Annotated in this window: 11 protein-coding genes; all 11 read left to right on the forward strand. The window is 33.4% G+C overall.

The annotated features are described in order from the left end of the window. The first annotated feature begins 6 nt into the window (after nt 1–6). Nucleotides 7–843 (forward strand): phage tail domain-containing protein, encoded by an 837-nt coding sequence (locus tag ACF91D_RS12230; RefSeq protein ID WP_119585005.1) that lies wholly within the window; start codon nt 7–9, stop codon nt 841–843. 9 nt (nt 844–852) lie between these two features. Beyond that, complete coding sequence (locus ACF91D_RS12235; protein ID WP_107551264.1) at nt 853–2,454, forward strand: phage tail protein; 1,602 nt, start codon at nt 853–855, stop codon at nt 2,452–2,454. Continuing rightward, on the forward strand, nt 2,447–3,016 hold the full coding sequence (locus ACF91D_RS12240; RefSeq protein ID WP_107551263.1) for a hypothetical protein: 570 nt from the start codon (nt 2,447–2,449) through the stop codon (nt 3,014–3,016). The genes ACF91D_RS12235 and ACF91D_RS12240 overlap by 8 nt, the downstream gene beginning before the upstream one ends. A gap of 13 nt (nt 3,017–3,029) precedes the next feature. Then, nucleotides 3,030–5,660: a peptidase G2 autoproteolytic cleavage domain-containing protein gene (locus tag ACF91D_RS12245; protein WP_327620769.1), complete on the forward strand. Its 2,631-nt coding sequence runs from the start codon at nt 3,030–3,032 to the stop codon at nt 5,658–5,660. Between the two features lie 11 nt (nt 5,661–5,671). Further along, nucleotides 5,672–7,180, forward strand: a complete 1,509-nt coding sequence (locus tag ACF91D_RS12250; RefSeq protein ID WP_158262912.1) for a BppU family phage baseplate upper protein — start codon at nt 5,672–5,674, stop codon at nt 7,178–7,180. Between the two features lie 11 nt (nt 7,181–7,191). Next, the gene (locus tag ACF91D_RS12255) at nt 7,192–7,596 is read left to right on the forward strand and encodes a hypothetical protein (protein WP_107551260.1); all 405 of its coding nucleotides are present in this window, start codon (nt 7,192–7,194) and stop codon (nt 7,594–7,596) included. 3 nt (nt 7,597–7,599) lie between these two features. Continuing rightward, nucleotides 7,600–7,752: an XkdX family protein gene (locus tag ACF91D_RS12260; protein WP_107551259.1), complete on the forward strand. Its 153-nt coding sequence runs from the start codon at nt 7,600–7,602 to the stop codon at nt 7,750–7,752. Between the two features lie 37 nt (nt 7,753–7,789). Continuing rightward, nucleotides 7,790–8,098 carry a DUF7365 family protein gene (locus ACF91D_RS12265; RefSeq protein ID WP_142382777.1) on the forward strand — a complete coding sequence of 103 codons (309 nt, stop codon included), beginning with the start codon at nt 7,790–7,792 and terminating at the stop codon, nt 8,096–8,098. Nucleotides 8,099–8,149: 51 nt separating this feature from the next. Continuing rightward, on the forward strand, nt 8,150–8,461 hold the full coding sequence (locus tag ACF91D_RS12270; RefSeq protein ID WP_107551258.1) for a holin: 312 nt from the start codon (nt 8,150–8,152) through the stop codon (nt 8,459–8,461). A gap of 52 nt (nt 8,462–8,513) precedes the next feature. Beyond that, on the forward strand, nt 8,514–9,881 hold the full coding sequence (locus ACF91D_RS12275; protein WP_107551257.1) for an SH3 domain-containing protein: 1,368 nt from the start codon (nt 8,514–8,516) through the stop codon (nt 9,879–9,881). A gap of 920 nt (nt 9,882–10,801) precedes the next feature. Next, nucleotides 10,802–12,367: a BCCT family transporter gene (locus ACF91D_RS12280; protein WP_107551256.1), complete on the forward strand. Its 1,566-nt coding sequence runs from the start codon at nt 10,802–10,804 to the stop codon at nt 12,365–12,367. The last annotated feature ends 29 nt before the right edge of the window (nt 12,368–12,396 follow it).

Below are 12,396 nucleotides of genomic sequence, written 5' to 3' on the forward strand. Positions count from 1 at the left end.
GTTTATATGATAGACGGCAAATGGATGAAAATCATAACCCAAGAAGGCACTTATGATATCAACGATATCTTATCTAATTTCATTTTCTTAGAAGCTAAAGCTTCATATCCAAATGAAAATAATGAAAGTAACGCATTTCAAGGTGTGGACGGCGAGCTACCAACAGTAGCCACGTTCGCACCTTTTAATTTAGAAGTAAGTTGCGGTTTTGATGGTATTGATGAAAATGACCGTAATTTAGCAGAATTAAAATTAAGACAACTGTTTTTTAGACGACAACCCTATTACATTATTACATCAGACAATCCAGGATTGAAATATTGTGCAAATAACCCAGATGTGAATCCTGATTATTTAGATTTCTCGGCTATTAAGTTCGATATGACTTTTAGTTGTCGAGATGGCTATGCCGAAACGGTCAAAGAAACAGATGAGTACAGTTTATCAAATGGTAATTGGCAATTCGGTGTCGATTTATTGGCAGATGATGAAATTAAATATAAACACGATACCACAAGCTTTCGGATTTACAATGGTTCTTCAGATACAATCAATCCTTTATTAAGACATAAATTTAATTTATTGATTAATATTGATGCACCTAAAGGCTTTAAAATTATTAATCATACAACAGGTAATACATTTCAATATAAAAAAGGGATTAAGCAAAACCAACAACTTATATTAAAAGGTGTACACCCAATACTTGATAACCAACGTGTAGGCATTGATACAAATCGACAGTGGTTAACACTTAAAGAAGGTTTTAATGATATTGAAATTACAGGCGAGAATATTGGTAAAACAACAACTCAATGGATATTCCCGTTTATATTTAAGTAGGTGAATAACTTGGATGCATTAGTTTTAAAAAATAAAAAAGGCACGTTTGCGGAGATAATCACAGATTTTGATTTCGGTTCTTTTAAATATGAATATGAAAAGAATAATGAGCGTTCGATTAGTTTCACTTTATATAAAACGTCTAATAACGCAGATATATTTGATCATTTAGTTAATGAAGCTTTTATAGAGTGGCAAGGGCAATTATACGTCATTAAATCAACATCTATAAAATACGATGGCCTTAAACTTACGAATGAAGTTGTAGCTAAACATATTTTTATGGAATTTCAAAAACACTATATTCAAAAACACTATATTCAAAAAGATATGGATGTCGAAAGTGAAAGTAGTGATGAAGATGAAGACGATAGTACACCGACCATGACTTTAGAACAATATCTTGATTTTGGTTTTAAAGACAATAAATTGGGTTTTGAGTATGAAATTAGAGGTCAATTTCAAAAACGTGTACCTGTCGATGATTTAGGCGATAAAAATGGTGTTGAACATGTATCAGAAGGTGCAGATTTATTTAACTATATTTATTTTGCTGATAATAAAAAATATTATATTTATGATGAAGCAACCTTTTATGAAATGTCCGATATTCCTTTAATCTACTTATACAATTCAAGTGAAGCCACAGTAACAACGACGACCACGGATATATTTAATTATATTCAAGGCTACGGTAAGAAAAAGACTAAAAAAGAAACACAAAATTATAACCCTATTAAACCTAAAGACTTAAATTACTCAGGTAGCTTTATTAAAGAAGGTACTTGGCGTACAGAAAAAGTAGGCGCAAGTTATACGAAAACATTCGAGTGTAAACATGGTAATGAAACGCTTGAATGGACATTAAAGAAAATGTCTAAAGGCGGTATGCTTGATGTTTATTTAGATGGTGAAATGGTTGATACTTATGAGTGTTATAGTAAAAACGCAAAAAGTGAAAAAATTGTAATTGCGCAAAATCTAGCGACAGGCAAACACACATTTAAAGCCATATTTAGAGGTGCGAAAAAGGGTATTGATTACAAAAAATCTGAGCCATGTATGTATGTCGGTACTGAGAAATCCACTGTATTAAATTTAACAGCTAAACTTAAAGGTAAAGACGCTTATCATACGTATGCCGATTACACATCACCTAATTATGATGGTGGCGACATTGCAGAAGCACCTACCATATTTGATGATAATATCACAAATAAAGATGAATTACGTGAAAGGCTTAAAGAAGAACTTAACGATCAACCAACGGTTGAAGTTTCTACGAACTATCTCGGCAGTGTAGAAGACAAACAATACATTACAAACGATGATATTAAAGAAAATAATAAGATACGTTTTATTCATCAACCATTAGGTTTTAATTTAGATTTAAAAGTCGTGAAAATTACTGTGTCACATCCACTACTTGATGAACCAGTAGAAGTCGATTTTAGTAATTCACCTAAGGATATTTTGAAAATGCAGCAACAAACAACCAAGGCTATTAGAAAATTTAATAAGCAAGGCATAGGCGGGTCAAATGTTGATTCGTCTTTTTCTATGCCTCAATTAGCTTCAGATTCAATAGGGAGCGTGTTAATCGATGAATGAACCAACCGAAATTAAATACCCATTAGATGAAAATGGCGAACCTTATTATGCCGCAACGCATATAAGCGGAGTTCAAGGGATAGATAAAGATAGCATAGATACTGATTTAACAGAACTCGACCATAAGATAGCAGAACTTAAAAATTTGATTCAAGAGCAAGATAAAGCTTTGAAACTACTTAATAAGAGATTATCGGACGTGATAGGTGATACAGGTTGGATTGAATATCAAGTACCACCAGACATGAAAAATAAAGCTGTTAGCTCAGGGTTTAAATGTGCCATTCGTGAAGTAAGAGCTGGTAACGACCTTATCGGCAAACATTTTGTGGTGCGTTCAATCAGGTTGAATGTGTCAGAAATAACAGGGGGATCTATGCAGATTGCACAACTACCTACAGGCTTTGTCACGGATAATCAATCCTTTATCGCAAGACAAAATGGCTATCGTCACCCAATTACAATTGAATGCTTAAAAAATGGCAAGGTTATGGCTTTCGTACATCCAGATGACCAAAACAAAACGAATTGGGTGTATCAGGAATTCACATGGTTAGAATAGGAAGGGTGAAAAGATGAAATTAAAGAAAATGAAATTAAAAATTAATTTTCCAATTGATCTAGGTCAAAAGTTTAGACAAATGGTCATTGAAAACTTTAAAGATGTGCAATATTTTTATGGTCAAGTCATAGATATTATTAAAGACCATCAAACCACTGATAAACACGCACATAATGCAAAACAAATTGATTATAAATCAACCAATGTTCATAACGAACTACGCTATCAAGACGGACGTATTGAAACATTACTTGTAGGTCATAACGGTGATGGGATAGAAGAAGTTAAGGATAGTAGAACGGCTTTAGATGGTACTAATCAAAATCTATTATCTAAGCGTTTAAAATATGATTTTGAAATCATTAAAAACAAGATGGAAGAAAACTTTAATTACCTTAATAAAAAGATAGAACGTATTGTAAACGTCAATGATTACGGGGCAGACCCTACAGGAGAACAAGACTCAACTCAAGCATTTAAAGAGGCTGTAAATGGTGGCAATGTACATGTTCATATGACTGCAGGGATTTATAAAGTAACAGGAATTAAATTACCTAATAACACTGTTTTGTCTGGCGAAGGTAAAGATATCACGACAATTAAATTTGCAGATGAAACACCCGCCGAAAATATCGTAATTACTAACGAAGATATGACTGGTGACGCAAAAAACATTGGAATTAAAGATTTTACAGTTAACGGCAATAAATGGAGACAAGATAAAAAATTCAAAGCTGCAGGTGGCTCACGTTCTTCTAATGTGAGATTTGCAGGTGTTAAACATGCTTTTGCGAGTAACATAAAATCAGTTGATGCCTTACTACATGGTATTGATGTTACTTACGCTAGTGATACTTATTTCTATGAAGGTGATGGTGTAAGAGTAAATGAAGATTTAGAAAGTAGATACATTCATATTGATAACTGTGAAGCGAGTGGCTTTGGTGATGATGGTATTACGACTCACCATTCAAGATACTTAGTTATTACTAACAACTATTGTCATCATGCTACAGGTGGCGGTAATAATAACGGTATTGAAATTGATGACGGTTCACAACACATCATGTTAGATAATAACATTACTGAAATGAACTATGGCGGTATAGAGGTTAAAGCCCATGCTCCTACATCAGCTCCTAATAACATTTTAATTAGTAATCACATGAGTATTCACGATTCACGTGCTTACAACTTAAGACATATCGGACATCATAGAGCAGGAGACCCTAAATCTAAAACAGCGCATAGTTTACTATTAAGCAATTGTACAGCTCTAGAGCCTTATGATAATAAAGTTTATCCTAATACAACACCAAGAGCATTAGTTATTTCCGCATATAGAAATGTACAAGTGAATAATTTTTCAGCAATCGGTGATGGGAGATATGTTTCAAACCAACCTGTTATAGCTGTTCAATTTATGAGTGAAAACGTCATGCTAAATGGTATTAATGTGACTGGATTTAAGAATGCTTCGTGTGATGTTAAAGTCTTTGGCGGCGCAAATAGAGGTAAGAAAATAACCTTAAGCAATATTAACATTTGGAATTCTTCTGCAAATAGAGGTATTGCAGGCGGTGGCGGCATATATGATTTACGTATTATTAACGCTAACCTGCAAGGTCAAGGCACAGGAAACGGTTTAGAACTATATAATAATACCGCTGAAATCGTTGGCGTTAATGCTGATAACTATAAAAATGCCGCATATATTACAGAAAAAGCTTACAAAGTTGTTCCGACGGTAGTCAAAGGTGGATTCAGTGCAGGTTCTACAGGTTCAGCAGCTATTGCACAACGTTCAGCTGTTATTGCTTCTACAGGTAATTCGTATGCTTACAGTGACAGAAGTTGGCTTGCAGGTGTAGGGATGAATTCTAAAGCCTACGGTTCACGTAGTGCAGTCATCAATTCGCTTGAATCTGAAACTTCTCAAAGTAATCATACGCAAACCATCTTTAACTCGCGTAATGTCAAGACAAATAAAAATTATTCATGGGTAATGGGTTATGGTACAGATAAACCATCAACTGAAAACGTAAGCATTGAAATGCGAAGTATTAGTGGCAACATCAACACTAAAGGTAAAATCACTTCTGGGCAAGACTTCGGTGACTATGCAGAGTATTTTGAATCACAATCAGGACAAGAAATACTCAATGGCTACATGGTTACACTTGATGGCAGATATATTAGAAAAGCTAACTCTAATGATATACCACTAGGCGTTATCTCTGGTACTGCTGGCGTCATATTAGGCGATCAAATGTTTCATCATAAAGAGAAGTTTTTAAAGGATGAATTCGGTGTAACACAAACCGAATGGGTTACTAAAGAATGGCTAGATGATGATGGAGAAACCTATACAGAAGAAGTAGAGGTACCAATTCCAAACCCTGATTATAAAGAGTCAGATAACGAGTATTATTCACGTTCTGAACGTCCTGAATGGAATGTAGTGGGACTTATGGGACAAGTTTATACGCGTATTGATTCAACAGTATCTGCTAACGACTATATAAAAGCTAACAAAGGTATTGGAACCAAAGATAACAATAACGGTTTCTATAGAGTTTTAGAAGTAACAACACCTTATGATAGTGAAAAAGGTTACGGCGTGGCTGTCGTATTAGTAAAATAAGGAGTGATATTGTGACGAATGGTATAGATAAAAAGGCATTATTTAAATTAAAATCCGAACCTTATTTAAAACCAATCTCTGATTTAGGGGTTGGTTTTTATAATTTAGATGAAAATACAGCAATATTAAGCTTTCAATTAAGCAATACTAAAGGTCCTTTGTTAATTCACAAAAATAACTTAACAGCTTATGCTTATTTTGAATCTAGCAATGGTAGTGTATCGGATGTAATCGAATTAGAAGTCGAAGATTCAAACAAAGGTCTAGTAACCATTACCTTAGATAAAGACTTTCTGCAAGCGAGTACATCTACTAAGGTAAAGGGTCAAGTTTATATTGGCGTGAATAACGTTGATAATAAACCAGAATACAATGAAGTTGCCGTATTTAGAGAATTTAGCTTTGAAGTCAAAGATGCGCTTATCAATAAAATCTCTTCGTTTACTAAGATGGAATATATTCGCATGTTTGACCAACTTAAGACAAGAATTAAGCAACGTGTTTTAGATATTGAAGAAGCAATAGCCAACGGTGAAGATTATGTAGCTGAAATGAAATCCGTATTACAAAAAGGTATCGAAACACTTAATCAAATTGTGAGTGATGGCAAGCAAGATATACAGTCCTATATTAAGGAAGCAAAATCAACTTTAGATACGATAAAAAATGATGCCGTGAATACGATTGAAAAGCTATCTAAAGACACAAAATCTAGTGTGGATTCGAAAGTTAATAAAGTAGTTGAAACGATAGAATCGACATCAAGTGAGGCTACAGAGCATATAGATGATAAAATGTCAGAATTTAAGCAAACAGTTGAAGATAATGATCTTATTACTAACGAGTTGTTGGATGAACAATTTGATAATTTAGATTGGCAGAAGTATGAATTAACCAATGATGACGGAACTATAAAAATAATGAATTTAGAATCAAACGTTGAAAAGCTTAACAAAATGACAGAAACAGGTTTTTTCTACACAACTAATACGCCTGATTTGCCTAGCGATGTGAGTTCTGATGGTTTTTTAATAGTATATGCGAGAAAGGGGAATTCTCCGATTAAGCATGTATATCAACCGTATTCCCAAAATAAAATAGTAGTTAGGAATTACTACAATGAATGGTCTGAGTGGCAAAAAATATCTCAAACTCAATCCGATACAGGTTGGGTGCCTTTCAAAATTATAAATGGTGGGCGTATGAATACAGCATACGGATATGGAGGGGACAGAAATGGTTATGGTTGTTCATATAGAGCGATTACTAACGGTTCTGTAACACAAAAATTTGTCAGGGTGAATGCAGATAATGTTGAACATAGTCAAGTCATTGCTCAATTGCCTTCTAACTTTGCGAAGAGTCCACAAGTTGGATTTATAAGAGCGCCTTTAATTCATAATGGAACAAGTCTTATTGTTGAAAATGATGGAACTGTCAAAGTTTTTATAGCGAATGAACCTGAATGGGAGAAATCTAACAACAAATACATTTATGGCACGGTTAGTTGGATAGAATAGGAGGAAAGTTAATGTTCAAACAAGTATTTTTATATGATGGCATACCCTATTTAGCCTATAAAGGTGAAGATGGAGAATATCAATATCCCGAAGAAGCATGGACTGAAACACCTCCGCCAGAAGGTATTTACAGTCCGTTTTTCTTTAATGGTAACGAATGGATAGGTGTGACTAAAGAGGAATGGGAGTCTAATAAAGTTGATGAAAATGAAGAACCACGTGTTCCTTCTGACAATGAATACATGTTAGCACAAGCACAAATGCAGGTGACTAAAACAGCTAATCAATTAGTAAAAACCCAAAATGAACAAGCAGAAACATTAAAGGAAGTAACTAAAAAAGAACAACGTATGCAAGTGTTAGAAGAACAACAAGCCAACACGATGCTTGAACTTGCCAAATTGAAAGGAGAATAAATTATGTATCCAGGATTTGAATCTATTAAATACTTTTATGACATCAATTGTTACACAAATGAGGATATACAAACGTATGTGGAGTTAGATGCTATAGATAAAGAACAATATGAAGAAATTACAGGTGAGAAATATCCAGAGTCACAGGCTGAATAGCTTGTGACTTTTATTATAGAAAGTGGGAGGTTCAATGTTGAATGAAAGCGAACTAACTTATTGGATTGTCTTTACAGTTATACCCATGATAGTAACAGTTGTGGGGTTATTTCTTAAAGTAAGTAAAGACAAGAAAGATAATGAAAATAGAATTACACGCATAGAATCAGAGGTAGAAGATCATAATGCTTCATTAAAAGATATCAAAGAAGAACAAAAACAACAACGTGAAGATACAAAGGTTATCTTAGAAGTTAGTTCAAAGATTGATAGTTTGAATAGTCGTTTTGATAAATTCGAAGACCGATTTTATACACATCAAAATAATCAATTAACTAAAAAGTAAGGTCGTCACAGAGCAGTGACGGCTTTTTATATTAATTAGGAGGAATTATAAATGGAACAAATTATCGCATTCGCTGCAGTCATTGCAGTTATTACAGGAGCACTAACGGAAGTTATCAAACGAACAAAAAAAGTGCCTAAGAACTTTATACCATTAGTATCAATGGTCATTGGTTTAGTTACTGGTGGCATTACGATATTCATTCCAGAAATTGTAAGTGAGTTATCGGTAGCTGGGAGATTACTAGCAGGGTTAATAAGTGGTCTTATGGCCACAGGTATTTGGGAAACGTTCAAGAATAAGAATGGTAAAAATCCAAATAAACTCGGTGGAGGAGCTGAAGCAAAACAACCTAAAAAATAAAACTAATTAAGTCGACTTAATGGTCGGCTTTTTATTATGGAGGTATTTTTAAATGAAAAAACAAGAAGCCGTTAACTGGGCAGTAAAAAACATCGGTAAAAGTTTAACAGCTGGACAATCAAATGGGGCTCAATGCGCAACGTTTATCATAGAATTCTTAAAAGCACATTTTGATGTACACCCAACGGGTAATGCAGTTGATTTTATTGATTATAAATATCCGGAAGGATTCCAAGTCATTAAAAACACAAAAAAATTCATCCCACAAAAAGGAGATGTTTTTGTATTAGATGATGGAAGTTATGGACATACAGGCATGATTACTAATGCGAATCAATACTTATTTGATAGTATTGACCAAAATTGGTATAACGCTTCAAATAATGGAAGTCCTGCAGCATTTATTCAAGATCATGTATATGATGATTTTGTAGGTGTCATTCGTCCACCTTATAAAGACGCAGAAAAGGGCGTTACTACAGAATCAACAAAAATTGAAACAATCAATCATTCTATTAATTATACAATGAATGAACGTGTTGGTTCTATTGATGGTGTTGTTATTCACAATACAGCTGATAGTATTTCTGCAAAAGAGCAATATAACCGTTTAAGTAATGCATCTGTAGCTCGTTATGAGGGAGGCGTTGCACATTATTATGGAGATAGAAAGACAATGTGGCGAGCTATTGATACATTTCGTATCGCGTGGCATGTGGCTGATAATTATGGCAATAGTCATTATTTAGGTTATGAAGTTTGTGAGTCAATGAGTGCTAACAATAAAGACTTTGTGAAAAACGAACAAACTATATTTAAACAAGCAGCCATTGATATGTTGTATTACGGTTTAAAACCTAATAGAAAAACTGTGAAGCTGCACAATCAATTTGTAGCGACGGCATGTCCACATAGAAGTATGGCATTGCATGTGGATTTTGACCCTATTATTAGTGGTGCGCCATCGACAGCAAAACAACATGAGATGCAAGATTACTTCATTAAAGAAATCACTAAATATTATAAAAATCCAACTTTAGATGTTGGTGTACCAGATAATTTTACAGATGGTGTAACAATACCTACTGATGAACAAAAGAAAAACCCAGTCAAAGATAAAGGTGAAAAAGTCGGTAATAAATGGCGTAGAAATCAACATAATATTTTGTGGAAACCTGAAAAGGGAACATTTACAGCAAATTCTAATATCTATACAAGATATAATGGACCATGGACAGGTTGGGGAATTGCAGGCATGTTATATGCAGGTCAATCCGTAAATTATAACGAAATATATGATTTTGATGGTTATATTTGGATTGCATGGACTGTAGACAGTGGTGCACGTGTTTATATGCCAATCGGTGACTCAAACGGAAATGGTAGCAGAATAGGAGATGCGTGGGGGACCTTTAGTTAAAGATTATATTACAGAAAGTTTATAAGATTAAAAGGAAATACATGGGGTAAGTAAATAGTGGGTATACTCCAATTTACCTTAAGGTAGTAAAATTATATTGGCACCTCTTTACGGGGTGTCTTTTTATTATAATATAAATTATGCGTATGTTGCATGTGCGACCTTCTATGAAATTATTTCAATTTCAACGTAACTCTTTAGAAGTGTCTTTTTTTTATGTTAAAATACATTTACGCCATAACCTATTATCCTTGAAAAGCAGTTACAAACTGACAATAGGTATTTATTTAAAATTATTCAGGTCGCTACTCAATAATTTAAAAAAATGAATAAGCTTAAATAATCACCTATACTAGTTACTAGGTGATTATTTTTATGTTAATATTGAAATTAAATAAATCTTTTGATAAATTAAATTTAGGCTCTTGAAGGAGCCCCGTATCCTAATAAATCAACACTTTTATGCTCACTTATATTAGTGGGCATAAAAGTGTTTATTAAATAATTACAAGGGTATCTTACATCTATAACTCTTTTGCCAGATTAGTTATTGTATTCCATAAGTTAAAGGCAGTCGTTAAGTCGGCTTTTTTTTGTGCTATAATATATTTCTTAGAATTTATTTCACTTATTTATTGACAATTAAATTTTTAACAAATAAGAAATCGTAGTTCCTTCTACAAAACTTCCTGGAAAGGCACAATTATAGTATTCAAACGCATATTATAAATGTTTTCAACCTCTTATAACTTATCATTAACATATACCTTTTCTAACTTTAGCTGTTTTTTTAAAAATGAATTTACTGTATTATAGAATTTGTCGTTTCAAACCAGTAAGTTTAAAGGAGAGTTATAAATTTGAAACAAAAATATTTGAATACTAACAATAAAAAATTATCTTCAGTTTTTACTTTTAGTATGATTATAACTGCACTTGTAGTAATACTTGGCGCAATATTTCCGAACCAATTTAATAGTATTGGATCAAGTGTTACACATTGGATAACTGAACATTTTGGTTGGTATTATATGATTATAACTGCAGTAATGATATTCTTCTGTATATTCTTAATTTTTAGCCCGATTGGAAAATTAAAATTAGGAAAACCAAGTGATAAGCCAGCATTTAATACTATCTCATGGTTTGCAATGTTATTTAGTGCAGGAATGGGTATCGGACTTGTTTTCTATGGTGCAGCAGAACCAATCAGTCATTTTGCTAGCCCAGCTACAGGTGACCCTAAAACCACACACGCCTATACCGAAGCATTGAGAGGTGCTTTTATGCAATGGGGATTCCATGCATGGGGAGTTTACGGTATAGTTGCGCTTGCTTTAGCTTATTTTCAATTTAGAAAGGGAGAACCTGGACTCATTTCAAGAACTTTAAGACCTATTTTGGGTGATAAAGTAGAGGGTGGAATAGGTACATTGGTTGATGTAATCGCTGTATTTGCAACTATAGGTGGTGTAGCAGTTTCATTAGGTTTAGGAGCTTTACAAATATCTGGAGGGCTCAGTTATTTATTTGATATCCCTAATAATATTACTACACAAGGTATTGTAATTATCATAGTTACAATTTTGTTCCTTGCTAGCGCATGGTCAGGTCTAGATAAAGGAATGCAATATATTAGTAATATAAATATCGGATTAGCAGGGATGATACTTATAATTGTAATGATTATTGGGCCTACTGTATTAATTTTAAACATGTTAACTACTTCAACAGGAGAATATTTAGGTACTTTTTTATATAATATGTTTGATACCGCTCCTTTAAATGAGCAGAAACATCAATGGATGTCACAATGGACATTCTTTCAGTTAGCATGGTGGATTAGTTGGAGTCCTTTTGTAGGTATATTTATAGCACGTGTATCTAAAGGCCGTTCAATAAGAGAATTTGTTTTAGGTGTTTTATTAGCTCCGGTATTAGTGAGTATTGTTTGGTTTTCTGCTTTTGGAGTGCTAGGAATTGAAACAGCCAAAAGTCATCCAAAAATATTTGATATGCCTTCTGAAACAATGTTATTTGGAGTGTTTGATCAAATTCCGTTAGGTTTTATTTTATCCATTATTACATTAGTCTTAATTGTCACATTTTTTATCACGTCAGCTGATTCAGCAACATTTGTTCTAGGTATGCAAACTACATTTGGGTCATTGAATCCATCAGTGACAATCAAATTTATCTGGGGCATAGCTCAAGCGTTAATTGCTTTTGTATTACTTTTTTCAGGTGGGAATGATGGTTTAAGTGCGTTACAAAATATGGCTATTATGACCGCCTTACCATTCTCTGTGATTATTTTATGTATGATGATTAGCTTTTATAAAGATGCGAATGAAGAACGTAAATTTTTAGGACTAACATTAACACCAAATAAACATAGAATGAAAGAATATATAGCATCACAAAGAGAGCAGTTTCACGATGAAATTATTGCCGAGAGGAAAAGAAATAGAAATTTGAAAAAGTAATTGACCTCTAATATTTTAGCGTGTTAAAT

Source organism: Staphylococcus sp. 231237_7MaSpsaltlick (assembly GCF_043107035.1).